General features: G+C 44.2%; 26 protein-coding genes and 1 other annotated feature (1 of these 27 running past the window's edge). Of the genes, 25 read left to right on the top strand and 1 reads right to left on the bottom strand.

Features of this window, described 5'->3' with window-relative positions:
* Nucleotides 1-75: 75 nt before the first annotated feature.
* The 13 genes from FC51_RS07995 to FC51_RS07935 all read left to right on the top strand — a co-directional run bounded on the left by FC51_RS07995 (nt 76) and on the right by FC51_RS07935 (nt 12387).
* The gene (locus tag FC51_RS07995) at nt 76-459 is read left to right on the top strand and encodes a DUF3397 domain-containing protein (protein WP_057910851.1); all 384 of its coding nucleotides are present in this window, start codon (nt 76-78) and stop codon (nt 457-459) included.
* Nucleotides 460-699: 240 nt separating this feature from the next.
* Nucleotides 700-1125 carry a division/cell wall cluster transcriptional repressor MraZ gene (gene mraZ, locus FC51_RS07990; protein WP_057910852.1) on the top strand — a complete coding sequence of 142 codons (426 nt, stop codon included), beginning with the start codon at nt 700-702 and terminating at the stop codon, nt 1123-1125.
* Between the two features lie 32 nt (nt 1126-1157).
* Nucleotides 1158-2105, top strand: coding sequence for a 16S rRNA (cytosine(1402)-N(4))-methyltransferase RsmH (rsmH, locus tag FC51_RS07985; protein WP_057910853.1), 948 nt, complete (start codon nt 1158-1160; stop codon nt 2103-2105).
* 21 nt (nt 2106-2126) lie between these two features.
* Entirely contained in the window at nt 2127-2501 is a 375-nt protein-coding gene (gene ftsL / locus FC51_RS07980) for a cell division protein FtsL (RefSeq protein WP_057910854.1), read from the top strand.
* Entirely contained in the window at nt 2498-4657 is a 2160-nt protein-coding gene (locus FC51_RS07975) for a penicillin-binding transpeptidase domain-containing protein (RefSeq protein WP_057910855.1), read from the top strand. The genes ftsL and FC51_RS07975 overlap by 4 nt, the downstream gene beginning before the upstream one ends.
* A 22-nt stretch (nt 4658-4679) precedes the next feature.
* Nucleotides 4680-5639, top strand: a complete 960-nt coding sequence (mraY, locus tag FC51_RS07970) for a phospho-N-acetylmuramoyl-pentapeptide-transferase (RefSeq protein WP_057910856.1) — start codon at nt 4680-4682, stop codon at nt 5637-5639.
* Between the two features lie 72 nt (nt 5640-5711).
* Nucleotides 5712-7094, top strand: a complete 1383-nt coding sequence (gene murD, locus FC51_RS07965) for a UDP-N-acetylmuramoyl-L-alanine--D-glutamate ligase (RefSeq protein ID WP_057910857.1) — start codon at nt 5712-5714, stop codon at nt 7092-7094.
* Nucleotides 7091-8182 carry an undecaprenyldiphospho-muramoylpentapeptide beta-N-acetylglucosaminyltransferase gene (gene murG / locus FC51_RS07960; protein WP_057910858.1) on the top strand — a complete coding sequence of 364 codons (1092 nt, stop codon included), beginning with the start codon at nt 7091-7093 and terminating at the stop codon, nt 8180-8182. Before murD ends, murG begins: the two co-directional genes overlap by 4 nt.
* Before the next feature lie 23 nt (nt 8183-8205).
* Complete coding sequence (locus tag FC51_RS07955; RefSeq protein ID WP_057910859.1) at nt 8206-8988, top strand: cell division protein FtsQ/DivIB; 783 nt, start codon at nt 8206-8208, stop codon at nt 8986-8988.
* 88 nt (nt 8989-9076) lie between these two features.
* Entirely contained in the window at nt 9077-10381 is a 1305-nt protein-coding gene (ftsA, locus tag FC51_RS07950) for a cell division protein FtsA (RefSeq protein ID WP_225355045.1), read from the top strand.
* A gap of 27 nt (nt 10382-10408) precedes the next feature.
* Nucleotides 10409-11689, top strand: a complete 1281-nt coding sequence (ftsZ, locus tag FC51_RS07945; RefSeq protein WP_057910861.1) for a cell division protein FtsZ — start codon at nt 10409-10411, stop codon at nt 11687-11689.
* 47 nt (nt 11690-11736) lie between these two features.
* Nucleotides 11737-12084: a cell division protein SepF gene (locus tag FC51_RS07940; RefSeq protein ID WP_057910864.1), complete on the top strand. Its 348-nt coding sequence runs from the start codon at nt 11737-11739 to the stop codon at nt 12082-12084.
* 27 nt (nt 12085-12111) lie between these two features.
* The gene (locus FC51_RS07935; RefSeq protein ID WP_225355044.1) at nt 12112-12387 is read left to right on the top strand and encodes a YggT family protein; all 276 of its coding nucleotides are present in this window, start codon (nt 12112-12114) and stop codon (nt 12385-12387) included.
* Between the two features lie 40 nt (nt 12388-12427).
* Here FC51_RS07935 and FC51_RS07930 read toward each other — a convergent pair.
* Nucleotides 12428-13218, bottom strand: a protein-coding gene (locus FC51_RS07930) for an IS5 family transposase (RefSeq protein ID WP_141672280.1) whose coding sequence is annotated in 2 segments (ribosomal slippage) — nt 12428-12942 and nt 12942-13218 — 792 coding nt in all. Because the reading frame shifts where the segments join, the coding sequence is not laid out codon by codon here.
* A 116-nt stretch (nt 13219-13334) separates the two neighbouring features.
* Between FC51_RS07930 and FC51_RS07925 the strand changes: the two genes are divergently transcribed.
* From FC51_RS07925 to hisJ, 12 genes are all read left to right on the top strand, one after another.
* The gene (locus FC51_RS07925) at nt 13335-14126 is read left to right on the top strand and encodes a YlmH family RNA-binding protein (protein WP_081037515.1); all 792 of its coding nucleotides are present in this window, start codon (nt 13335-13337) and stop codon (nt 14124-14126) included.
* Nucleotides 14127-14141: 15 nt separating this feature from the next.
* A complete protein-coding gene (locus FC51_RS07920) occupies nt 14142-14822 on the top strand; it encodes a DivIVA domain-containing protein (protein ID WP_057909506.1) in 681 nt (226 codons plus the stop codon).
* A 347-nt stretch (nt 14823-15169) separates the two neighbouring features.
* The gene (ileS, locus tag FC51_RS07915; RefSeq protein ID WP_057909507.1) at nt 15170-17974 is read left to right on the top strand and encodes an isoleucine--tRNA ligase; all 2805 of its coding nucleotides are present in this window, start codon (nt 15170-15172) and stop codon (nt 17972-17974) included.
* 163 nt (nt 17975-18137) lie between these two features.
* Nucleotides 18138-18347 carry a cold-shock protein gene (locus FC51_RS07910; RefSeq protein ID WP_057909508.1) on the top strand — a complete coding sequence of 70 codons (210 nt, stop codon included), beginning with the start codon at nt 18138-18140 and terminating at the stop codon, nt 18345-18347.
* A 67-nt stretch (nt 18348-18414) separates the two neighbouring features.
* Entirely contained in the window at nt 18415-18957 is a 543-nt protein-coding gene (locus FC51_RS07905; RefSeq protein ID WP_057909509.1) for an NUDIX hydrolase, read from the top strand.
* A gap of 12 nt (nt 18958-18969) precedes the next feature.
* Nucleotides 18970-19296 carry a hypothetical protein gene (locus FC51_RS07900; RefSeq protein WP_057909510.1) on the top strand — a complete coding sequence of 109 codons (327 nt, stop codon included), beginning with the start codon at nt 18970-18972 and terminating at the stop codon, nt 19294-19296.
* A 12-nt stretch (nt 19297-19308) separates the two neighbouring features.
* Nucleotides 19309-19998, top strand: a complete 690-nt coding sequence (locus FC51_RS07895) for a 5'-methylthioadenosine/adenosylhomocysteine nucleosidase (protein ID WP_057911258.1) — start codon at nt 19309-19311, stop codon at nt 19996-19998.
* A gap of 17 nt (nt 19999-20015) precedes the next feature.
* The gene (locus FC51_RS07890) at nt 20016-21179 is read left to right on the top strand and encodes a cysteine desulfurase family protein (RefSeq protein WP_057909512.1); all 1164 of its coding nucleotides are present in this window, start codon (nt 20016-20018) and stop codon (nt 21177-21179) included.
* Nucleotides 21179-21523, top strand: a complete 345-nt coding sequence (locus FC51_RS07885; protein WP_057909513.1) for a DUF1831 domain-containing protein — start codon at nt 21179-21181, stop codon at nt 21521-21523. The genes FC51_RS07890 and FC51_RS07885 overlap by 1 nt, the downstream gene beginning before the upstream one ends.
* Before the next feature lie 388 nt (nt 21524-21911).
* Entirely contained in the window at nt 21912-22937 is a 1026-nt protein-coding gene (locus tag FC51_RS07880; protein ID WP_057909514.1) for a branched-chain amino acid aminotransferase, read from the top strand.
* Between the two features lie 173 nt (nt 22938-23110).
* Nucleotides 23111-24148 (top strand): branched-chain amino acid aminotransferase, encoded by a 1038-nt coding sequence (locus FC51_RS07875; protein WP_057909515.1) that lies wholly within the window; start codon nt 23111-23113, stop codon nt 24146-24148.
* A gap of 78 nt (nt 24149-24226) precedes the next feature.
* Entirely contained in the window at nt 24227-25060 is an 834-nt protein-coding gene (gene hisJ, locus FC51_RS07870; protein WP_057909578.1) for a histidinol-phosphatase HisJ, read from the top strand.
* 63 nt (nt 25061-25123) lie between these two features.
* Nucleotides 25124-25288, top strand: a binding site (T-box leader); it runs 91 nt beyond the window's last position.

Here is a 25288-nt window from a genome sequence, read left to right as displayed (position 1 = left end):
CTTGTATTCCATACACAGTTTAACTATCATTATCGTTCAATGCAATATGTTTTGTCAAAATCAGGAGGCCCGATCATGCATATTTCTCCTTGGATGACTAATACGGCAACATTTCTTTTTCAATTATTGATTCTGTTTATCGTTGCCGGCTTCTTAGTTATTTTAAGAAAAAACCAATATTTTCGATCAAAAGTTGCCATCAAGCCGCTGGACTTCTGGCCGCCAATTTTGTTGTACTTCATTCATGAAATCAGCAAAGAGGGGTTATCGGGGTCATTTATTCCCGAAGTGGTGATTGTCTGGCTTGGGCTTACCTTAATTGTTTTGATTTGGCAAATTTTTTCCAACCCAAAATTAACGTACAAAAAATTTTTTGTGACCTTTTGGCGCTTCAGCGATCTATTCTTATTCTTCTGTTGGATCGTCGTTGGCTTGTTCGTTATTTTTCAAGCCGTTTAACAAAATAAGCACAATCGTCGAACCGAAGTGGTGAATCACCACTTTGGTTCTTTTTTTGTCTGCATAAAGGTGAAATCCACCACTCTTGATGTCGGGGCAACAATCCCCGTTCTGACGGCATTTCAATTCTGATCTCAACCAGTTTATAACAAAATTTTTACAAAAATTGAGGATGCGTGGTTGATAGTGGTGAATTGTGGTAGAATGTGATTGCAAGCTGAAATTAGGGGTGATGACGACATGTTCATGGGTGAATATCAACACAATATCGATGCCAAAGGTCGTATCATCATCCCCGCAAAGTTCCGCCAGGATCTTGGCGACAAACTTGTCGTCACTCGCGGAATGGATGGATGCCTTTTCGGGTATCCAATGACTGAATGGGAAAAAGTACAGGGCAAGATTGACACGCTTCCCATTAACAAAAAAGACGCGCGTTATTTTACGCGGTTCTTCTTCTCAGCCGCAGTTGAATGTGAATTTGACCGGCAGGGAAGAATTAACATTCCAAACACATTGCGTGATTACGCGAAGATCGAAAAGAAATGTGTTGTTGTCGGCGTTTCCAATCGTTTTGAAATTTGGAGCGACGACCGCTGGAACGACTTTACGAATGATGCTGAAGAAAACTTTAATGACATTGCTGAAAATATGATTGATTTTTAGACAGGACATTTTAACAAACGGGGGGTGATTGAATGGCTGACTTTAAGCATGTAACGGTACTACTGAACGAAGCGGTTGATGGATTAAACATCGACCCGAACGGAACGTATGTGGATGCCACACTTGGTGGTGGGGGACACACCACTAAAATATTAAAGCAACTCACCGGCGGCCATCTATATTCCTTTGATCAAGATGAGGAAGCCATTGATTACAACCAAAAGCACCTCTCGAAGTACCTTGAGGATGGGAAATTAACCCTGGTTCACGATAACTTCCGCAACCTAAAAGAAGCATTGAGCAGTCTGGGAGTTACCGAGATTAATGGAATCGTGTACGACCTTGGCGTTTCTTCTCCCCAATTTGACGAAGCTGGAAGGGGCTTTAGTTATCGCTTTGACGCCCGACTTGATATGCGAATGGACCAAGATAATCCAGTCGATGCCTGGAAGGTCGTTAACGAATGGCCATATGAAAAATTGGTCCGAATCTTTTACCGTTATGGGGAAGAAAAATTTTCTAAATCAATTGCCAGACGGATTGAAGCAGTTAGAAAAGACCATCCCATTGACACCACTTCTGATTTAGTTGAGGTGATTAAGGAGGGAATTCCCGCAGCAGCAAGGCGTCACGGTGGCCACCCCGCCAAAAAAGTGTTCCAAGCAATTCGGATTGCCGTTAATGACGAGCTTTCTGCATTGGAAGATTCTTTGGAACAGGCGCTTGATTTGTTAAAAGTTAGTGGGAGAATTAGTGTTATAACGTTTCAATCATTGGAAGACCGGCTTGTTAAGACAATGTTTAAAGAAAAAACGTCCTTGCCGGATCTGCCACCTAATTTACCAATCATTCCTGAGGGAATTAAACCGAAATTTAAAAGTATTACTCGAAAACCAATTATTCCAACTGCAGAAGAGCTGAAAGACAATCACCGGTCACATAGTGCGAAGCTGCGGATAATTGAACGCATTAAAATTTAGAATAAAGGAAGAGTACATATTATGGCCCAAAATAATTTAGCACGGAATTTGACAGAAGAACCACAACCGTCTGTTTCTGAACCCGAAAAAGTTCAAATCAAACGGGTGAGCATTGGAAAAGCACTCAAGTTGTCATCGTTTGAAAAGCTGTTAATTGTTTGTGGAAGTGCAATGCTAACTGTGTTAATGTTAGTAGTTGTATCATCCAAGATTGCATTATCAAACTCACAACATGAGCTGCAGCATCTGGACAATCAAATTGTCAATGTTCGCAATAATAATACGAACCTGAAACAACAAATCGGGGAACTGCAAAGTAGTACCCGCTTAGATAAAATTGCGCACAAGAGTGGCATGTCGCTTTCGAACGCAAACATAAGGAATGTTACTAAATGAAAGATTCATCGGATCGTTCTGCTGAAAAACTGAATGCCCGTAAAAGCCGGAAAATTGTTGGAATTAGTCTCTTCCTTGCATTTTTCCTGCTTTTTGCATTTTTAGGTACTCGCCTGCTGGTGATTGCAGTTGGCAAGAACGTCAAAAACGTTAATTTAAATGACCGTGCTGAAAAGCTCTATACCCAAACCCAGACCCTCAAAGCCAGACGAGGATCTATTTATGATGCAAACGGAAACCCGATTGCTGAAGATACCAGTACATATTCGTTATACGCAGTTTTGGATAAGAGTCAGCGTAGCTTGACAGGTAAGCCACTTTACGTTGTTAACAAAAATAAGACTGCCAGTGTTCTTGCAAAATATCTACCAATCACGAAGAAAAAAGCGTTGAAGATCCTTTCACCTAAAAATAAGCATCCCTTCCAAGTTGAATTTGGAAGCGCCGGAACGAACATTTCATTATTAACTAAGAAAAAAATTGAGGCAAAAAAATTGCCTGGTATTGATTTTGTGCAAAAACAGGCCAGATTATACCCCAACGGTGTTTTTTCGTCTAATTTAATCGGGGTTGCGGTTTCGGAAACCAACAAAAAGACCGGGGCATCGAATTTAGTTGGCCAAATGGGCATTGAACAAGCGTTCAATAAGACGCTATCCGGGCGTAACGGCTATAAAGACGCTCAATATGATGTTTATGGCTATAAACTCCCAGGTAAACGACAAAAAGAAAAACCCGCCAAAAACGGGGACAATATTTACACCACAATTGATTCACGCATTCAAACGTTACTGGAAAGTGAAATGAACTCGGTACAGTCTCAGGTTCACCCGGCAGGGATGAATGCGGTTTTGATGGATGCCAAAACCGGCAAGATTGTCGCTGCTTCCCAACGGCCAACGTTTAACGCCGCGACATTGAACGGGATTGGATCTGCATGGACCAATACGTTAACGGCTGACACTTATGAACCCGGTTCAACGATGAAGATTTTTACGATGTCTGCATCCATTGACTCTGGCCACTATAACGGGAATGATACCTACGAATCAGGACGTTACTCCATCGATGGCAAGATCGTTCCAGACTGGAACCCGAGCGGCTGGGGGTATATCACCTACAATAAAGGGTTTGCACTTTCAAGTAACGTCGCCATGGCTCATTTGGAGCAGCAGATGGGACCCAAGACTTGGAAAAAATATATTAAACGATTTGGGTTCTTGAAGTCTACAAACAGCGGCTTACCGGGCGAACTGTCAGGAAAGCTGCAATTCACTTATCCAATTGAGCAGGCTGATTCGGCATTTGGTCAAGGAATTGAAGTCACCACCATGCAGATGATGCAGGCGTTAACTGCCGTTTCAAATAATGGTACAATGATGAAGCCATACTTTATTTCTAAAGTGACGAATTCAACCAATAAAAAGACCGTTAAGAAGTATGGCAAGCAGGTGGTTGGCCATCCGATCAGCGCCAAAACGGCCAAAGCAGTTAGAAAACACATGCAAGACGTTGTTTACAAGAGTTACGGAATCGGAGCTGATTACAAAATTAAGGGGTACCGGGTTGCTGCTAAAACAGGAACTGCCCAAGTCAGCAATGGCTCCGGCGGGTATGCGTCCGGAGATGACAGTTACTTGTACTCAGTTGCTGGAATGGTCCCCGCAAACAATCCACGTTACGTGATGTTTATCACTATGAAGCAGCCGAAGCTAACCGGAACCAAAACGGCTACTCAACTCTTGGCAGAGATCTTTAAGCCTGTGATCACACGTGCTTTGCAAAATTCTAATGCGAAGCAAACAACCGTTAAACGGACAATGCCATCAGTTGCCTATCAGACCACAACTTATGCTAAACGGATTTTAAATGAAAAGGGCCTTAACGTGGTCACCATTGGTAGTGGTGATACGGTCTTGAAGCAATCACCGAGTGCTGGTAAATCGGTTAGTGAACAAAAACGGGTCTTTATTTTGACTTCCAAGGGCTGGAAAATGCCACGAATTATTGGCTGGTCTAAAAACGATGTTGAAGAATTCTGTTCGCTCACCGGACTCAAGCTTGAATCGACCGGGAAGGGCTATGCCGACAGTCAAAGTATCAGTTTTGAGAAATCAATTTCATCAGGGGACACGCTAAAAGTAAATTTTGAATAGGTAAGGATGGTAAAAAAGAACTATGGGTAATTGGATAACTCCTTTATTAAGCGCATTTTTGATAACGGCATTGTTCATGCCAAGCCTGATTAAATATTTCCGGCGACGGCATGAGGGCCAAATGATCCGAGACGAGGGGCCAAAGTGGCATGAGAAAAAGTCTGGCACGCCCACGATGGGTGGCAGCTTATTCATTGTTGCAATTGTGATTACCAGCCTCGTCTATGGTTGGTTTGAACACATGCTTAACCCGACATTACTGATTTTGCTGTTTGTCCTGGTTGCTTACGGACTGATTGGGATGTGGGATGACAGCATCAAATTGTTCAAACGACGAAATCTTGGACTGAGAGCTTGGCAAAAACTCTTGGGTCAAATTGTGGCTGCCTTGGTTTTCTCGGCAGTATACATACATGAAGGCTTTCCAATGGCGATTAAAATCCCATTTGGCGGGGATCTTCATCTGGGCTACTGGTATATTTTATTCATCGTCTTTTGGCTGGTTGGCTTCACCAACGCAGTCAATTTAACGGACGGATTGGACGGATTAGTTGCCGGCCTGGGAATCATTTCCTTTGCGGCATATGGTATTATTGCCATGATGCAACGGCAAAACGAGGTGGGTGTTTTTTGTTTCGCAGTTGTAGGTGGACTGTTGGGATTCTTCATTTACAACCACAAGCCCGCAAAGATTTTCATGGGGGACATGGGGTCTCTGGCACTTGGCGGCGCACTTGCCTGTGTGTCAGTGCTGGTGCACCACGAATTCTCACTGTTAATTATTGGAATTATTTACGTTTGTGAGACTGCCAGCGTGATGATTCAAGTAGCATCCTTTAAAACAACTGGCAAGCGGGTCTTCTTAATGACACCTATTCATCATCATTTCGAGATGAAAGGTTGGTCGGAATGGAAGGTGGACACCGTCTTCTGGTCGATTGCGCTTGTCGCATCCGCTATTAGTATCCTGACAATTATTTAGAGGTTGGAACAAAACGGCTGGTTTTGATCCAGCCTATTTGACCATTCAAGTAATTAAAAACGAGGAAAAACAATGAAAACAATTAATGATTATCGAAATAAAAAAGTACTGGTTCTAGGTGCAGGTAAAAGCGGTACGCATGCCGCCGAACTTCTTAAGGAACTTGGGGCAACGGTTGTTTTAAGCGATTCCAAGCCAAGTTCAGAGCTGCCGGAAATCGAAGAGTTGGCCGATGCCGGAATTCAAACGATTACCGGAAAACAGGACCCCGCTATTTTAGACGACGGATTTGATATCATGATCAAAAATCCGGGTATTCCATACGACAACGCGGTGGTGGCCGCAGCAGTTAACCATCATTTGCCGATCATCACCGAGGTTGAATTGGCGTCTCAGATAACGGATGCGGAGATTATTGGGGTGACGGGAAGCAACGGGAAAACAACGACCGTCACCATGATTACCGAAATCTTAAACCAGGAACGGAAAAGTGGTCGGGCATACGCCGCGGGCAACATTGGTATTTCAGCCACAGAAACGGCTAAGAAGGCATCAGCAGATGACACGATTGTAATGGAACTTTCAAGTTTTATGCTGCTGGGGATTAAAACACTGCACCCCCACGTTGCGGTCCTAACCAATATTTTTTCGAATCATTTGGATTATCACAAGACTCGGGAAAACTATGTTAACGCAAAAATGCGAATTACCATGAACCAAACGCCTGATGATTTCTTCGTTGTTAATTTCGATTCAGAAGAGTGGCGACAATTGAGTCATCGAAGCGCGGCCAAGGTTGTGCCGTTTGCCCGCACTTCTGAAATTGACAAGGGGGCCTACGAAAAAAACGGTAAGCTCTATTACAATGACGAGTTCATCATGAACGCAGACGACATTAAAGTCCCTGGAAAGCAAAACGTCGAAAATGCCCTGGCTGCAATTGCTTGTGCCAAAGTATTGGGCAAGTCCAACCTGGCAATCACCAACGTTTTAGAGACGTTTACCGGCGTTCGTCACAGACTTCAGTTTGTTCTTGAGGCAAATGGCCGTAAATTCTATAACGATTCCAAGGCTACCGACATTGAAGCCACTCAAATGGCACTTGAAGGATTTGACAAGCCGGTGGTGCTTTTAGCCGGTGGACTGGATCGGGGTTATACGTTTGATAAGTTGATCCCACAGTTTAAGGACCACGTTAAGGCAGCAGTATTGTTTGGGGAAACGGCGGATCTGCTGGAAGCCTCACTTCAAAAAGCAGGAATCACCGACATTCAAAAGGTCGACAATCTGGACCAAGCCGTTCCTGCGGCCTATTCGTTTAGTGATGAGGGAGACATTATCCTGTTATCACCGGCTAATGCCAGTTGGGATCAGTTCAAAACCTTTGAAGAACGTGGTGACCGTTACATTCAAGATGTTGAGCAGTTAACGCATAAAGAGGAGGGCCAACAATGAGATTAATTATTTCCGGAGGCGGCACCGGGGGCCACATTTACCCGGCGCTGGCAATCATTGAGGATTTAATGAAGCAAGAACCCGACTCAAAGGTCCTCTACGTCGGATCGAAGCGGGGACTTGAAAGTTCCATTGTGCCTGAACAGGGAATTGATTTCATTGCTTTGGAAATTCAAGGGTTCAAGCGGTCGCTTTCATTTGAAAATTTTAAGACCGTTGCCCTTTTTTTGAAGAGTGTCCGTGAATCCAAAAAGATTATTAAAGATTTCAAGCCCGATGTTGTCATCGGAACGGGTGGTTACGTTTCGGGAGCGGTGGTCTATGCGGCAGCCAAGGCCCACATCCCAACGATGATTCATGAGCAAAACAGCGCGGTGGGGCTGACCAACAAATTTTTAAGCCGCTACGTTGATAAAATTGCGATTGGCTTTCAAGAAGCGGCGGCGCAGTTTCCAAAGGAAAAAGTCGTTTTCGCGGGAAATCCGCGTGCACAACAAGTTGCCAATATGAAGAGTACTTTCAACTGGTCGGACATTGGTCTTCAAGACGATCAACCAACGGTCCTGATATTTGGGGGTAGTCAAGGTGCGCCCGCAATTAATAAAGCCGTCATCGGTGCGATTAATGAATTTAACAAACGAACGTATCAAGTGGTATTTGTCACTGGCCAAAAACGCTATCAAAACGTCATTGATTTGCTCGATAAGACGCGGATCAGCAGTAACATCAAAATTTTGCCGTACATAAAAAATATGCCTCAGGTGCTGCCAAAAGTTTCACTGATTGTTGGCCGCTCTGGCGCAACCAGCATTGCTGAAATTACGGCGTTGGGGATTCCCGCAGTTTTGATCCCTAGTCCATATGTAACGGCTGATCATCAAACTAAAAATACCATGAGCTTGGTATCCCGCGGAGCAGCATTAATGATTAAACAAGACGACCTGAATTCTAAAAGTTTGCTAAAAGCCGTCGATCAATTGATGCATGATTCAGATGCCCGTGAGAAAATGGCAGAGAATTCAAAAAAGCTTGGCGTCGTCGATTCAGCCGATGAAATTTTGAATTTGGCCCGAACGCTTATACATTAAAAGTTATCGGGGGGAGGTAACTCGTGGGAACGCAAAAGCAAAGTCAACAGGATCAGGGCCACTTGTTTCGGGACTTTCAAATTCGAAACGTCAAGAAAATGTGGCCCTTGGTTACCTTACTGATCGTGATTTTAATGGTGATGATCTTCATGATTTCATCTTATAGTCGGGTGAAAAGTGTGACGGTTTCGGGAAACGAAATTGTCAGTGACCAACAGATTAAGGGCTTTTCTCCGGTTAAAAAGGGGACGTCCTTGTTTGCGGTTTGGGGAAAAACTGATAAGTTGGCCAAGTCACTGAAGGATCGCAGTATGCGGATGCAGTCCGTCAAGATGAAACTGGTTCATTTTAACCAGGTCAAGATTGCCGTTGAAGAGTATCCAACAATTGGGTATCTTTATGTCAGCGGAGGTTATCAGCCGATCCTAAAAAGTGGTGTCATCATTAAGGGGAAGGTACTGAATCCCAAAGCTGGTTTTCCGGTGCTGAAGGGCTTCAAGAATCCTAAGAAACTCAGACGAACCATTAAACAGTACAGAAAGATTAGTCCACCGGTTCGCGCGGTGATTAACACGATCAGTTACTCACCAACCAAGAGCAATCCGGATCGGATTTATCTGCAGATGAGTGATGGCAATAAAGTTTATGCGTCAATCAGTAGTTTTGGTGACAAAATGGACTACTATCCAAGCATCAGTTCCAAGCTGAAAGTCAAAAGTGTCGTCAATTTGGAAGTGGGCGCTTATTCGTATCCCATCACCAAAAAGCAATCAGCAACAAATACGACTACCACGCACGCGCATTAGTGCTAATTAATCTTTTTCGGTGGTTATGATTGTGTTAAACTTATGATATGTTCAGAAAATATTCTAGATGTGGAGGTTCCTTACATATATGGATAATTCGGGTTTATATGTGGGACTTGATATAGGAACTACCTCAATAAAAGTAATTGTTGCAGAAAAAGTAAAAGGGCAATTGAACGTTATTGGTGTGGGAAATCAGCCTTCTAATGGGTTGAGCCGTGGGGTGATCGTGGATATCGATCAAGCTGCCGACGCAATTCGGAGTGCTGTAAATCAAGCTCAAGAAAAAGCAAGTATTGAGATTAAAGACGTTATCGTAAGTGTTCCAGCGAACATGTTACGGATTGAACCATGTAATGGGCTCATTACATTAGATGACCAGTCTCGAGAGATAACTGAAGAAGATGTTAGAAACGTTGCGGCATCAGCTTTAGGGACAAGTTTACCTCAAGAGCGGGAAATTATTGATATCCAGCCGGAAGAATTCATCGTCGATGGGTTTGACGGCATCAAAGACCCTCGGGGGATGGTCGGCGTTCGCCTTGAAATGCGCGGAAAGCTCATTAGTGGCTCAAAGGGCATTATGCACAATTTACAAAAAGCCGTTACCAAAGCCGGCTTGAACATTGTTTCAACCGTCTTAACCCCTCTGGCCGAGAGCCACGTTGTGTTAAATGACGGTGAACAAGACTTTGGGACGATCATCGTGGACTTGGGTGGTGGACAAACAACTGCCTCGGTTATCCACGACCATCAGTTAAAATACGCGACAACCGATCCTGAAGGCGGAACGTTTATTACCAAAGACATTTCAATTGTTTTGAATACGTCCATGAACAATGCAGAAAAAATTAAGCGTGATTATGGTTACGCTGATTCTCTGCAGGCTTCTGCTGATAATGAATTTCCGGTTGAAGTTGTTGGTCAATCAGAACCGACTTACATTGACGAACGGTACCTCGCTGAGATTATTGAAGCTCGTTTGAGCCAAATATTCGATCGGATTAAGGATCGCTTAAATCAGATTCAAGCGCTTGATTTACCGGGCGGAATTGTTTTGACTGGCGGGGTTGCCGCACTTCCAGGAATTGCCGAATTAGCCGCTGACCAATTCAACACTAATGTCAGGGTCTATATTCCTGATCAGATGGGCTTAAGACACCCATCGTTTACAGCTGCACTTTCATTGGTATCATATTTTGCCGATTTGGCAGACGTTGATATGATTGTTCGATCAGCCGTTGGTGCGACATTAACCAAGGCGCCAAAGCTTAGCCAACCTGAACAGGTTCAAACACCGGTATCAGGGAAAGCCAAGAAAACTAAGAAACCAGCACAAAAGAAAAAACGCGGTGAAGGAATCAAGAATTTCTTTAGTGATTTCTTTGATTAAGCACTTAAACGGAGGTATAAGACAATTATGGAATATTCATTAGATTCCACCGATAACCACGGTGCAAACATAAAAGTCATTGGTGTCGGTGGCGGGGGAAGTAATGCTGTTAACACAATGATTAACTCAGACGTAAAGGGTGTCGAATTTATCGTCGCCAACACCGATGTGCAGGCATTGGCAACTTCCAAAGCTGAAACTCGGATTCAACTTGGACCCAAGCTCACCCGCGGGTTGGGCGCAGGCTCCAATCCAGATATTGGTGCCAAAGCAGCCGAGGAAAGTGAAGAAGCACTGACTGAAGCCCTTGAAGGTGCCGACATGGTTTTCGTGACTGCCGGAATGGGCGGTGGTACTGGTAACGGTGCCGCACCAATCGTCGCTAAGATTGCCAAGGATCAAGGCGCACTTACCGTCGGTGTTGTGACGCGACCATTCAGTTTTGAAGGTCCAAGACGAGCAAAGTATGCCGATGAAGGGGTTGCCCAATTAAAGGAAAACGTTGATACATTAATCGTTATCTCTAACAACCGATTACTTGAAATGGTTGATAAGAAGACGCCGATGATGGATGCCTTTAAGGAAGCCGATAATGTGTTACGTCAGGGTGTTCAAGGAATCTCAGATTTGATTACCAGCCCTGGATACGTTAACTTGGACTTTGCCGACGTTAAGACCACAATGCAAGACCAAGGTTCTGCATTGATGGGTGTCGGAACTGCCAATGGCGAAAATCGGACTGCTGAAGCAACTAAGAAAGCGATTTCCTCACCGTTATTGGAAGTTTCAATTGATGGTGCAGAACAGGTCCTTCTTAACATTACCGGTGGCCCAGATCTGTCATTGTTTGAAGCACAAGATGCATCAGACATTGTCTCACAAGCTGCTACTAGCGACGTTAACATCATTTTTGGAACCTCAATTGACGAATCTTTGGGTGATGAAGTTCGGGTGACCGTGATCGCCACTGGAATTGACAAGAAGAAGGCGGAACAAGGCCGTTTGGCTTCACGACGCACGAGAAGTGCCCGTCCACAGCCAACTGCGCGTCCCCACACTGATCGCCAAACTCAAGATAATGATAATCAACAAGATAACTCAAAGAGTGATCCACTTGGTAATTGGGACATTAGAAAAGAACCAGCCGCAACCCGTCCCGCAGCTCAAGACGAGTTCAGCGATGTTGAGAAGAAGGATTTCGATCCATTCCAGCCAGATGTTAATTCTGATGACACCAAAGTAGATACCAGTGATGACTCTCAAGACGACATTCCACCATTCTTCAAGCACCGTCGTCGAGGCAAGTAACCTGATTGACCGGTGCGGATTGTTTGGTGCATGTGAAAGGAAACGAAATGCCAAAATTTAATTTAGCTAATTTTTTTGGGATGGATACCGAAGACCAACCAGAAAATCAAATCGAAAAGCCGGCTGATAATGTCGTACTTATGAATAGACAGGAACCAGAATCAAGCAGTATTATTGTGTTTGAACCGATTAACTATACGGATGTCGACGAGATTGCCCAAAAGCTTTTGGAAGATAGCGCCGTTATCATTAAGCTTGATAAGCTGGATGTTAATTCGGCTTCGCGGATGGTTGATTTTTTAAATGGCGTTTTATTTGCCATTCATGGGTCAATCAACCGTTTGGGTAAGAATATCTTCATTTGTTCGCCCAAAAAATTTCAAGTTACTCAGTAAATTTCATTAGAATAAGGAGCAACCTAATTGGCAACATTTATAATTTACGCAGTCTGGTTAATTAACAAGGCGATCAGCATCTATATGCTGGCCATCGTTGTTTATGCTTTGATGAGTTGGTTTCCAAATGCATATGGAACCGCATTTGGTCGCTTTTTAGCGCGAATTGTTGAACCATTTGAAAGCTTGTTTAACTTTGCAACTATCGGCATGATTAGTTTGGCCCCAATTGTTGCACTGGCTGTCTTATCGTTCGTTCAAATGGGGGTCAGTTATTTGGGACAGTTGTTGGTTGGCTATTGAAATTTGTGACCGGAACTGTTTTAGAAACTGTTTGAGATCTTTAAAAGCGCCTCAATAGAACTGAAATAAAGGCTAAGGTCATCATCGTGGCGCTCGTATGTAACTGCCTTTCGCAATTTTTCCACAGTCGTCGACATTTTTCTACCCAACTAAAGGAGCGTTCAACTAGCCAACGTTGTGGCAACACTTCAAACTTGTGTAATTCATTACGCTTGGCGACCTGAACGGTTGCTTTTAAGTTTGTTTTAACATCAATGGCGAAGTTGGTACCGGTATAACCGCCATCAACTAAGACACTGCGGACATTTTTCAAATGTTCGGCGTGAAGGGCTAACATTGCACTGGCCCCGTCTCGATCAGAAACATTTGCTCGTGTGATGTGAATGGCCTGCGGAAAGCCATTGATATCAACTGCCAGATGACGCTTAATCCCCGAGATCTTCTTACCAGCATCGTAACCTTTGTTTTCAGCGGTGGCAGTATTTTTAACGCTTTGAGCATCCACGATAATAAAGGAAGTTAACGCCGAACGATCTTGTTGAGATCGTAAGGTAAAGACAATTTTTTTAAAGCTTGGTCTAATAATGACGGCTCCGTTGGAGCCGACTGCTGGGACCACAAGCGAAAGTAAGTATAAACCGTTTGCCATTTAGGAAAGTCATGTGGCAGGGCTCGCCACTGGGAGCCGTTTTTCAATATGTATAAAATCGCACAAAAGACGTCATATAAATCAACTTGGCGGGGCTTTGTTCGTTGATGAAAGTTTTCTAATTCGGGACGAATCACTTCAAACTGCTGACGGGTGATATTACTAGGATAATTAGGCATGATAACTTCCTTTTTTGCAAAAGTATATCAAAGTTTAAACTAGATCTCAAACAGTTTCTTATAACTGTGTGGTCACATCGATTGATGACGCGCATCAAAGCACACGAGGGGGAAACATCTTGGTAGACTCGAATGTTTCGCAACATTACCGTTCAAACGAATTGCCTTTTTTAGAGTCGATTGACAGTTTGAGCGCTAAGGTTGCCAATGAATACCGTCCGATCCTGACTAACTTTTTGAATCCCAGGCAGCTCTATATTCTTGAGACAATTGTGAACCGTTATGAGGGCGTATCATTTCAAACATTTGGTGGCTTTGCTTCTGCAGAAATGAAGCGGGCGGTCGCCTTCCCGGATTATTTCACACCTGGGACGGACGACTACAACATCACGACGTTTCAAATTGATTACCCGAGTAAATTCGCAACACTTTCTCATGGTCAAATTCTGGGCTCAATCATGGGTTCTGGAATTGACCGGGACGTGATTGGCGATATTGTGACTGACGGTTTTAATTGGCAGTTCATGTGTGAATCTGAGATGGCTGATTATGTCCAAGATCAAGTCGATCGAATTGGTAAGATTAAGGTGAAACTCAAGCGAATTGGCCCTGAGCAGATCATCATTCCAGTTGACGAGGGAGAAGAGCTCACAACAACAGTGGCTTCGCTTCGGGTTGACGCCTTGGTGAGCGAAGGCTTTCATATTTCGCGGCACCATGCCAAGGAACTGGTTGAAGGCGGCATGATCAAGGTTAATTGGGAGGACGCAAACCGCCCTGATCTTGAGACCTCCATTCAAGATATCATTTCTGTTCGCGGCTTTGGTCGAATTTCTATCACAGATATTGCTGGGACAACCAAAAAGGGTAAAATTCGAATTGGCATTAAAGTGTACAATCGAAATAAATAGGAGGATTGATTCAATATGGTATTAAGTCCACAAGATATTCATAACAAAGAATTTTCAACAAAATTACGCGGGTATAATGTTGACGAGGTCAATGATTTCTTGGACCAAGTTATCAAAGATTATCAGATAATTTTACAGGAAAACAAAGATTTGGGTTCTCAACTGAGTGAATCAAAAGATAAGCTCTCTTACTTTAATGATTTAAAAGATTCTTTGAATCAATCTATCCTGGTTGCCCAAGAAGCTGCCGACAAGGTTAAAACCAATTCGAAGAAGGAAGCTGAAATCACTAGTCGTGAAGCCCAAAAGAAAGCTGACGACATTTTGAACGCTGCCAGTGAAAAGGCCAATGCGATTCTTGAAGAAGCTTCCAAACGTGCCAAGAAGTTGGCTATTGAGACTGACGATTTAAAGAAAAATACCAGAGTATTCCGTCAACGGCTGCAAGTGATGCTGGAAAGTCAACTTGAAGTTATCAAAGGCTCTGACTGGGATCGGTTGGTTGAAGAAAAGCCAACAACGACTTACGAAGATATTGAAAAAGTTGTTGGAAGCCTTGACAAGCTTGCGAATCCAGATGTAGAATCTGAAACTAAACAGAGTAATGGTGTCGACTTGGTTGAAGACACACCGGCCGTTAATGATTCAGACGAAACGGTGGTCATTTTCCCTGATGGCAGCACAAAAAATGAATAATTAATCGATTAGAGACCAGAAAGTTATTGGCTGAACTAAAAGCGAGCTAAAGATGGTGAAAGTTTAGCAGTCCCCAACCAATAAATCGATCACCTCTAGTACATACATCGGTTATCTAAAGAGATAGAATTGTAAAATTCTAAAATTGGGTGGTACCACGAAGACTTCGTCCCTTGTGACGGGGTCTTTTTTTGTTGATAAGCAACGGGCACTAGTGGACGGAACACGGATTACCGTCAGTCTCGTCCGCAAAGGGGTTCCTTAGCAAAATTAACAGCAAGTCAACTCATGTTCAGTCACCTCGGCACCATACTCTGTAATCCAACCAAATGAAAGGAAGTTCAGCAATGCGAGTTAAAGATACGTTAAACTTAGGCAAAACAAAGTTCAAAATGCGTGGTAATCTGCCCGTTAAAGAAGTCGAACGTCAAAAGGCGTGGGACGACAATCACGTGTACCAATTAAGACAAAAATTAAATGAGGGCAAGCCCACATTTGTGCTTCATGATGGCCCGCCATACGCCAATGGTGACATTCACATGGGTCACGCATTGAATAAAATTTCAAAAGACATTATTGTACGATATAAATCCATGACTGGTTTCCGCTCCCCATACGTTCCCGGCTGGGATACACATGGCTTACCAATTGAGCAGAAATTAACCCAGGCTGGTTATGATCGTAAGAAGATGTCAACGAATGAATTCCGTAAGCTCTGTCGGGATTATGCGTTGAAACAAGTTGAACGTCAAAAAGCTGAATTTAAGCGTTTAGGGGTTTCCGGTGATTGGGACGACCCATACCTGACATTGAAGCCTGAATTTGAAGCCCAAGAGGTCCGCGTTTTTGGCGCCTTTGCAAAACGCGGCTTAATTTATAAAGGTAAAAAGCCGGTTTACTGGTCATGGTCATCTGAATCAGCCTTGGCTGAAGCTGAAGTTGAGTATCATGATATTACGTCACCGACGGCCTTTTATGGTGAGCACGTTGTCGATGGTAAAGGCGTTCTTGATGACGATACCTACATGGTTGTTTGGACCACGACGCCATGGACGATCCCAGCTTCTGAAGGAATTACAGTTGATGCCGGTTTCGACTATTCAGTCGTTCAACCAGAAGGTGAAACCCGCAAGTTTGTGATTGCTACCGAACTGGTGAATAAGGTCAGTGAATTAATTGGCTGGACCAACGTTAAAACACTGAAGACAGTTAAGGGCCAAGAACTTGAAGGGGTTTTAGCTGAGCATCCATTTGATCATAGTCGAAAATTATTAACGATGTTGGGCGATTTCGTCGACCTTGAAGAAGGTACCGGATTAGTCCATACCGCTCCTGGATATGGTGAAGATGACTTTAACATTGGCCGCAAATACGGTTTGGATATTTTTGCGCCGGTCGACGATAAAGGCTATCTCACTAAAGAATCCGGAGAAGATTTTGCCGGTGTCTTCTATGATGACGCCAACCAGATTGCCCTCGACAAATTAAAGGCTGACAATCTGTTACTTCACTACATGCCATTGAAGCATAGTTACCCATTTGATTGGCGGACCAAAAAGCCGATCATCTTCCGGGCAACACCACAGTGGTTTGCTTCAGTTGACAAAATTAAAGACGAAATTTTGAAATCCTTGGACGACGTTGAATTCTTCCCTGATTGGGGTAAGGTTCGCCTGGCCAACATGATCAAAAATCGTGGCGATTGGGTTATCTCCCGTCAACGGGTTTGGGGCGTGCCGCTTCCAATCTTCTATGGCGAAGACGGCGAAGCAATTATCACCGAAGAAACGGTTAATCACGTTGCAGACTTATTCGAAAAGTATGGCTCAGACGTTTGGTTTGAACGAGAGGCCAAAGATCTGCTTCCCGATGGTTTTACCAGTGAGCACTCACCAAATGGTCAGTTCACCAAGGAAAATGACATCATGGATGTTTGGTTCGATTCCGGTTCATCACACCAGGGTGTCTTGGCCGAACGAGATGAATTAACTTATCCCGCTGACATGTACCTCGAAGGATCAGATCAGTATCGTGGCTGGTTTAACTCAAGCTTGATTACCAGTGTTGCCGTCTCTGGAAAAGCACCTTATAAGCAGGTTGTCTCTCAAGGATTCACCCTTGATGGTGAAGGCCACAAGATGAGTAAATCACTTGGCAACACAATCGCACCGATCGATGTCATCAAAAAAATGGGTGCCGAGATTGTCCGCCTGTGGGTCACTTCTGTTGATACTTCGGCTGATGTCCGTGTCAGCACCGAAAACTTTGTTAAGGTTTCTGATTCTTACAAGAAGATTCGAAACACCATGCGGTTCCTGTTGGCCAACACCGCGGACTTTGATCCTGAGAAGAACACGGTGGCCTTTGATGATTTGGACTCACAAGACCAATACATGTCCGTTCTGTTCAATCAGTTCCTTGCCGCAGCTAGAAGTGATATGGAAAAATATGACTTCTTGGATTGGAATAAGCGTGTGACTGAATTTATCACCAACGATCTTTCGGCATTCTATTTGGATATTGCCAAAGACATTGTTTATATTGACAAGCAGGACGGTCACAAGCGTCGTTCAATGCAAACGGTGATGTACGAAATGACCGTTGGGTTAACGAAGTTGTTGACGCCGGTATTGCCACATACGACTGAAGAAATTTGGGGCTTCTTAAAAGAACCCGAAGACTTCGTTCAACTCACCGATATTCCAGAACCCAAGCAGTTTGAAAACGGGTCTGAGTTATTGGCAAATTGGCGTAAGTTCCGCAGCTATCGTGACGATGTGCTCAAGGTGCTTGAAGAAGCCCGGGATGCCAAGAAGATCGGTAAGTCTTCAGAAGCTGCTTTGACAATTTACGCAACCAGTGAAGTTTCCGACCTGCTCAACAGTCTGCACACTGATTTGGCAACGGTCTTGATGGTTTCTCAATTAACCTTGAAGGATTTTGCCGATGCTTCTGACGACAGCACCAAGTTTGACAGTGACGGCCTGGCATTATTAGTTGAGCCGGCAGTTGGCAAGACTTGCGAAAGATGTCGTTTGGTTCGACAAGACGTTGGTGCCGACAGCGACTACCCAACTTTCTGCAAGTCCTGTGCAGAAATTGTCCGCGACCAATTCCCAGAAACTGCAACTGAAGGTTTCGAAGAAAAGTAGTCGTGACAACGTTTCATTTAAGATTAATCAAATTATGTTTTAAAATTCATCAATAACCATTAAAATGGGATTATGGCGAAACTGTGTTTTGTCAGGATCCCATTTTATTTTGGAGAAGACACACGGTTTTACGACATTTCAAGGTTCACTAGGAGGGACTACTTTGCTTAAAGGAAAAATTAAAAGTTATAATCCGCAAAATGCATTTGGTTTCATTACCCAAGATAGCGGTGAAGAGGATCTCTTCTTCTTCAAAAACGCCTTTCCGGATGATCAATATGGCAAAATTCAAATTGATGCGCCCGTTGAATACGTTGTCGTTCAGGGGCAAAAAGGACCGCAGGCAGCCAAGGCGCAAGTGGTCGACGAATAACCGTCACAATTGCATTGACCGGATTTTATTTGTAAAATGATTCTATTAACTAAAAAAGGTGAGAGACTTGGATTTTGAAGAACGCGTGATTGGCAGTGAACAGATTTATGACGGCGCCATTATCAACGTTGAAAAGCAAACGGTGAAGCTTCCTGACGGACAGACCGCTTTTCGAGAAATTGTCCACCACTCCGGTGCCGTGGGGATTTTGGCGTTGACCAAAGACAACAAGATTATCTTGGAAAAGCAGTGGCGGGCGCCCGTGAAAAAGACCACCATTGAGATTCCAGCCGGCAAGGTTGACTCGCGTGACGCTAATTTTCACGATACCGTCATTCGTGAACTGAACGAGGAAATCCGCTACGTTCCGCAAACGGTTAAAGAACTATACGGCTTTTACTCCTCAGTCGGCTTTTCCGATGAATACATGAAGCTGTATTTGGCCGAGAACTTGGAACCGGTCAAAGACCAATTGCCGCGAGACAAAGGCGAGTTTCTTGAAATACTTGAAAAGACAATGGACGAAGCTGTGCAAATGATTGCGGACGGTGAAATCCAAGACGCTAAAACCATTACTGCCATTCAATATTGGCAGCTCATGCAAAAGTAGGTGACCATTTAATTGGCGTTCGATGATAAAGATAAAGGGTCAAAACCACTGACCCGAGAACAGTACCGCAAACTAAAATTACAGCAGCAAGAAGACTTCGAAGCCCGCGACAAACGGCGGGTCCAAGTTGAACGTGAGTATGCAAAAAGACATCAACAAGCAGCACCAGAACCCCAAATCGAACCGCAGCCAACCAGCCGCACCCGTGATGCTGGTGAGGTGACGGCAGACTTTAAGACGCCCCGGTGGCGAAAAATCAACCGGCGGCTGAACGTGACGATTGCGATTCTGATCAGCTTAATGGTCGTTGTCTTTTTGGTACTATTTTTTGTAAATTAAGGAGACCAATTGATGACTTACGGAATTATTTGTGCAATGGACGAAGAATTAGCCATTTTAAAAGAGGCACTTTCAAACGAACAGACCACCCATTATGGGGATGCCGACTATTTTCTTGGCAAAATTAATAATCAAAGCCTGGTATTGGTTCAATCAGGAATCGGTAAAGTTCAAGCCGGGATTACGACCTCAACTTTGATTAACGAATTTCACGTGGATGCCGTGATTAACTCCGGTTCTGCCGGTGGGATTGGGACCGGGTTATCGGTTGGCGACATCGTGGTGGCGACCGAAACGGCTTATCACGACGTGGACGTGACGACTTCGGGTTACAAAATGGGGCAGCTGCCTGGTTTTCCAGCCCGATTCCCAGCTTCATCAGAGCTTGGGGACAAAATTATCAAGGCTGCTCAAGCCAGTGGCGTGAATGCTCATCGCGGCTTGATTGTCTCCGGTGACCAATTTATTGCCGATACCAAACGGATTGCTGAAATTAAACAGAACTTCCCGGATGCACTGTGTTCCGAGATGGAAGGCGCAGCAGTCGGCCAAGTTGCCTACCAAAACAAGGTGCCTTATACCGTTATCCGGGCAATGTCTGATGTCGGTGATGAAGATGCGGAGGTTAGTTTCGATAAATTTATTATTACGGCCGGTAAAAAATCCGGTCAAATGTTGATTGACCTCTTTAAGAACGAATGAATGAGGAAGTGTGACCTATGAAAGAGACATATTTTGATAATGCCGCAACCACGCCTGTTTCTGATGAAGTGTACGCTGAGTTGATGGACAAATATAAAAACGTTTATGGCAATGCATCCACACTTTATGGTCTTGGTCGTGAGTCAAAGGCGGTCATGGAAGACGCGCGGGATGTGATTGCCAAGAGTATTAACGCCGATCCTGATGAGATTATTTTCACCAGTGGGGGGTCTGAAAGTGATAATACTGCAATCACCCAGACGGCAATGGCCAGAAAATCACTGGGAAACCACATCATCACCACAGCCATTGAGCACGAAGCCGTTTTAAGGCCCTGTGAGGCACTTGAAAAGCAGGGCTTTCGAGTTACCTATCTGCCCGTTGATGAGTACGGAAACATCTCTTTAGACGATTTTAAGGCAGCATTAGACGATGACACAATCTTAGTGTCGATTATGACTGGTAATAATGAAGTTGGGTCGGTCATGCCAATTCATGAAATCGGTGAGATTTTAAAGGATCACCAAGCCTGGTTCCACACAGATGCCGTTCAAGCATATGGCTTGTTGGATCTGGATGTGCAACGCGACCATATTGATTTACTGTCAACATCCGCCCACAAGATTAACGGTCCTAAAATGATCGGGTTTCTCTATCGGCGGACGGGTGTTAATTTCCCAAGCTTAATTAAGGGCGGGGATCAGGAAGAAAAGCGCCGCGCAGGAACGGAAAATGTTCCAGCCATCGCTGGTTTTGCCAAGGCGGTTGAAACAATTACCGCTGAAGAAAAGGCCCATCGGCAAGCAAAATATCTCCAGTTCAAGCGCACTATTTTTGATAAATTAACTGAAAACGGGGTTGAATTCCGTGTCAATGGTCGGATTACTGAAGACAACCTGAACCATGTTTTCAATATTTGGCTGAAAGGTATTTCAACGTATGTCATGCAGACCAACCTGGATTTGGCGGGGATTGCCGTTTCCGGCGGTTCGGCATGTACAGCCGGCAGCATTGAGCCATCGCATGTGTTGGTGGCCATGTTTGGCAAAGACAGCCCGAGAATTGGCGAATCGATTCGAATCAGCTTCGGACGGTATAATACAAGTGAGGACGTTGACAAATTAGTTGATGCAATTACAAAAATTGTTAACAGAGTTAAAAATAAGGGGGTAAAGATGTAATGGCATTTGCAAAAACAGGTAAGGTAAATGGTGATGATCAAGTTTACGAGTTAAGGGATAACGTGAAGCGGTTTACATTAAGAGATTTAGGCTTCGTCGAGGGAAAAACCGGCGTCTTTTCATTGGAAAAGTCACTGGATCCAACGTCGCCTTATAATGCCAACTACAAGTTTAAAATGAAGGTCAACAAGGACCTCGACGGCTTTAGAATGGCGATTACCACTGGAAGCGGCCTAGAAAAGGTCAATATCTTTAATAATCCGGATACACAAGCCAGTGTCGATCAATTCCAGTTTATTATTAATGACTTGATTGATAGAGATGTGATTAAAAGACAAGTGTGATAAGAACCAGGTCGTCACGCGGCGTCAGTTGAAAGGTTCGGCGACAAACGTTGAGTTTGTCACCGAACCTTTTTTGATTTGTGCAGCGGAAGACCGGATTGTGCGACAAGGAGCTGCTTGAGTTCAGGGTTCGGCAATCCTTAACCGGCTTAGTTTGTGATTCCAGATTTCGCTTCAAATTTTTTCAACCTACCATTGACACCCCAGGGTAAGTGCGATAAATTAGATATTAATTAAGATATGATGATAAACGGATAAGTGATGATCACATGAACATGCTCAGTACCGGGTTCGTTTGATGATTTCTTACATATCTGAATTGTGAAAACTTACTTAGTTACGCGCTTATCACCTACCTTGATGCAACTTTTAAGGAGGACACATATACATGGCAAAACAAAAATTAGAGGACTTAGACTGGAAGAACTTAGGATTTGAATATCGTGATTTACCGTACAGCTACAACGAAGAATTCAAGGATGGCAAGTGGCAAAACGGCGGTTTGACCACCGATTCAAGCTTAACGTTCAACGAAGCGGCCGAAGAACTTCATTATGGCCAGGAAGTTTTTGAAGGAATGAAAGCTTACCGGACCAAGGATGGCAGTATTAACCTGTTCCGTCCGGATATGAATGCCAAGCGGTTAAACAATTCTGCAGAACGTTTAGTCATGGAAAAATATCCCGAAGATAAATTCGTTGAAGCCGTTAAAGAAGTCGTTAAAGCAAACGCTGACTTTGTCCCACCATATGGTTCCGGCGGTTCACTTTACATCCGGCCCTTCATGGTAGGAACTGAACCAGTTGTTGGCGTTGCGCCATCATCAACTTATACCTTCCACATTTATGCGACCCCAGTTGGTGCTTACATTAAGGGGCTGCATCCAATGCCATACATGGTCAGTCACTACGACCGTGCTGCTTATGCCGGTACCGGTCAAGCTAAGACCGCCGGCAACTATGCAGGAAGTTTATTAGCAGCCAAGGAAGCTAAGGAAAAGGGCTTTGCAGGTGAGCTTTACCTTGATCCTCGCGAGCATAAATACATCGATGAATTCGGTGGTGCCAACTTCTACGCAATCGGCAAAGACGGCAAGTTCTACACGCCAAAGTCCGATTCAATTTTGCCTTCCATCACTAAGAAATCGATTCTTCAAATTGCCAAAGACTTAGGGCTTGATCCAACGGAAACCCACATTGACGTCAACGACTTGGATCAATTTACTGAAGCCGGTGCAATGGGAACTGCCGCCGTTATTTCACCGGTTGGTTCATTGACCCACGACGGTAAGAAGCACGTCTTCTATAGCGAAACCGAACCGGGCCCCGTGACACAAAAGCTTTACGACACGTTATTTGGTATCCAATCAGGTGACGTTGAAGATAAGTACAGCTGGGTTGTTCCAGTTGAATAATCCGTTATAAAATTAAAGGTAAGCGGCCACTCTACTCAGGAGTGGGCAGCTTGCCTTTTAATTTTGACTTCAAGAAGCAATTGACATTTGGGTGTCAATTCATTAGAATATGAGAAATTGGTTAGACCGATTGAGATGCTGACATCAACCTAACCCCCCAGGAGGAGAAATTTATGGCAAAAGCACAACCGGCTTCAGAAATTGATTGGACAAACTTAGGCTTTGATTACATGGACTTACCTTATCGTTTCTTGGCACACTACCAAGATGGCAAATGGGACGACGGTGAGCTAACAGAAGATGGTACGCTACATATCAGTGAGGGCTCGACTGGTCTTCATTACGGTCAAGCCGACTTTGAAGGCTTAAAGGCTTATCGGACCAAAGACGGCAGTATTAACTTGTTTCGTCCGGATCAAAACGCCAAACGGATGCAACGTTCTTGTGCACGGCTGTTAATGCCGGCATTTCCAGAGGATAAGTTCATTGCTGCCGTTAAACAAGTTGTTGCGGCAAACGCCGACTATGTGCCACCATACGGCACTGGTGGCACCCTTTATTTACGGCCATTGATGATCGGTGTCGGTGGCAATATCGGTGTTCATCCAGCCCAAGAATATATTTTCACGATTTTTGCGATGCCCGTGGGCGCTTACTATAAGGGCGGCTTAAAGCCAACCAACTTCACCACATCTTACTATGATCGGGCAGCACCTCATGGAACCGGTCAAAGTAAAGTCGGCGGCAATTACGGCGGTAGTTTGTTACCAGGTGATGAAGCCCATAAAGCAGGTTATTCGGATGTGATCTATTTGGATCCGGCGACGCACACCAAGATTGAAGAAGCCGGTTCAGCGAACTTCTTTGGTATTACCCAGGATAATGAATTTGTGACCCCTAAATCCGATTCGATTTTACCAAGTATCACCAAATACTCATTGTTATATTTGGCAGAGAATCGACTGGGATTGAAGCCGGTTGAAGGAGATGTCTTCATTGACGACCTGGATCGCTTCAAAGAAGCCGGTGCCATGGGAACTGCAGCTGTCATTGCACCAATCGGCGGCATTGAGTATAAGGACCAGTTGCACGTCTTTTATAGTGAGACCGAGGTTGGCCCAATAACCCGCAAGTTATACGATGAATTAACTGGAATTCAATTCGGAGACGTTGAAGCGCCTGAGGGATGGATCCAAAAAGTTGAAGTTTAATCATCATCTCACAGCCGTTCTGATCATTGTTGATTGGGCGGCTGTTTTGCCAAACAAATCAAAGGAGGAATCAATTTGTTGAAACGAGAGGGCCATTCACACACCGAATTTTGTCCCCACGGCAGCGGTGACGACGTTGAATTGATGATTCAAAAGGCAATCAAATTAGGCTTTCAAGAATACAGCATTACCGAGCACGCCCCGTTGCCCAAACAATTTGCCCAGCGGTACGCCGGCCAGAAAACAGGACTGACTGAAGCCGCGATGGCCGCAGGCGACCTTGACGCCTATTTTGAAAAAGCCAACCGGATGAAGGCAAAATATGCGGACCAAATTAAAATTCGGATTGGGTTTGAGGTTGACTACCTGCCGGACTTCACTGATTGGACGCGTGAGTTTCTAGATCAATACGGGCCACAAACGTCCGACAGTATCTTATCCGTTCACTTTATGAAGGGAAAAGATGGAAGATACTGGTGTGTGGATGACACCCCCGCCGATTTTCAAGAAGGGCTGCTCAGTCAGGCAGCTGATTCTCAGGCGCTTTATCACCAATATTTTCAAGCGGTTTTGGATTCATTGCAGGCAGACTTAGGGGACTACGCGCCGAATCGAATTGGCCACATGACGCTTATCAAAAAGTTTCAGGATTATTTTCAACTGGATGCCAATTTCTCATCTGAAAATTTCCAATTAATTGCCGAAATTTTGAAAACGGTCAAAAAACAACGGCGTGAACTTGATTTAAACGCCGCCGGATTATACAAACCGTATTGCAATGAGCAGTATCCATCATTATCAATTATTAAAATGGCAAATGAATTAAAAATTCCCTGGGTTTATGGCAGCGACGCCCATAGCATCGCCGAAGTCGGTCATGGCTATCACGGTGTCATCTCATTAATTGAGTAAAGCGCCTTGACTTTTAGAATATTCGGGGTATCATATGAAACTAAATCAAGTAAAAATTAATATAATAAAGTTTTGATTAGAAAAAGTAACCAGTGTTGATTTTAAAGAGAGTCCCGTGGCTGAGAAGGGGTGAGTTGAGCTGGCGAACACACATCTATGAACTAATCGGCTGAATCAAGTAGGCCGGTTCGCATGTTTAGCGTTATCAGGGTTACCATATCTGTTATC

This window comes from Lentilactobacillus parabuchneri DSM 5707 = NBRC 107865 (assembly GCF_001435315.1).
GTDB classification, from domain to species: domain Bacteria; phylum Bacillota; class Bacilli; order Lactobacillales; family Lactobacillaceae; genus Lentilactobacillus; species Lentilactobacillus parabuchneri.
Note: the sequence above shows the minus strand (reverse complement) of the source record. Positions and strands in the feature narration are given on the sequence as shown.

Bases quoted from the DNA above. Each gene is read 5' to 3' on its own strand.
- FC51_RS07995 (WP_057910851.1), top strand. From the start codon at position 76: ATGCATATTTCTCCTTGGATGACTAATACGGCAACATTTCTTTTTCAA.
- mraZ (WP_057910852.1), top strand. From the start codon at position 700: ATGTTCATGGGTGAATATCAACACAATATCGATGCCAAAGGTCGTATC.
- rsmH (WP_057910853.1), top strand. From the start codon at position 1,158: ATGGCTGACTTTAAGCATGTAACGGTACTACTGAACGAAGCGGTTGAT.
- ftsL (WP_057910854.1), top strand. From the start codon at position 2,127: ATGGCCCAAAATAATTTAGCACGGAATTTGACAGAAGAACCACAACCG.
- FC51_RS07975 (WP_057910855.1), top strand. From the start codon at position 2,498: ATGAAAGATTCATCGGATCGTTCTGCTGAAAAACTGAATGCCCGTAAA.
- mraY (WP_057910856.1), top strand. From the start codon at position 4,680: ATGGGTAATTGGATAACTCCTTTATTAAGCGCATTTTTGATAACGGCA.
- murD (WP_057910857.1), top strand. From the start codon at position 5,712: ATGAAAACAATTAATGATTATCGAAATAAAAAAGTACTGGTTCTAGGT.
- murG (WP_057910858.1), top strand. From the start codon at position 7,091: ATGAGATTAATTATTTCCGGAGGCGGCACCGGGGGCCACATTTACCCG.
- ftsA (WP_225355045.1), top strand. From the start codon at position 9,077: ATGGATAATTCGGGTTTATATGTGGGACTTGATATAGGAACTACCTCA.
- ftsZ (WP_057910861.1), top strand. From the start codon at position 10,409: ATGGAATATTCATTAGATTCCACCGATAACCACGGTGCAAACATAAAA.
- FC51_RS07940 (WP_057910864.1), top strand. From the start codon at position 11,737: ATGCCAAAATTTAATTTAGCTAATTTTTTTGGGATGGATACCGAAGAC.
- FC51_RS07920 (WP_057909506.1), top strand. From the start codon at position 14,142: ATGGTATTAAGTCCACAAGATATTCATAACAAAGAATTTTCAACAAAA.
- ileS (WP_057909507.1), top strand. From the start codon at position 15,170: ATGCGAGTTAAAGATACGTTAAACTTAGGCAAAACAAAGTTCAAAATG.
- FC51_RS07895 (WP_057911258.1), top strand. From the start codon at position 19,309: ATGACTTACGGAATTATTTGTGCAATGGACGAAGAATTAGCCATTTTA.
- FC51_RS07890 (WP_057909512.1), top strand. From the start codon at position 20,016: ATGAAAGAGACATATTTTGATAATGCCGCAACCACGCCTGTTTCTGAT.
- FC51_RS07885 (WP_057909513.1), top strand. From the start codon at position 21,179: ATGGCATTTGCAAAAACAGGTAAGGTAAATGGTGATGATCAAGTTTAC.
- FC51_RS07880 (WP_057909514.1), top strand. From the start codon at position 21,912: ATGGCAAAACAAAAATTAGAGGACTTAGACTGGAAGAACTTAGGATTT.
- FC51_RS07875 (WP_057909515.1), top strand. From the start codon at position 23,111: ATGGCAAAAGCACAACCGGCTTCAGAAATTGATTGGACAAACTTAGGC.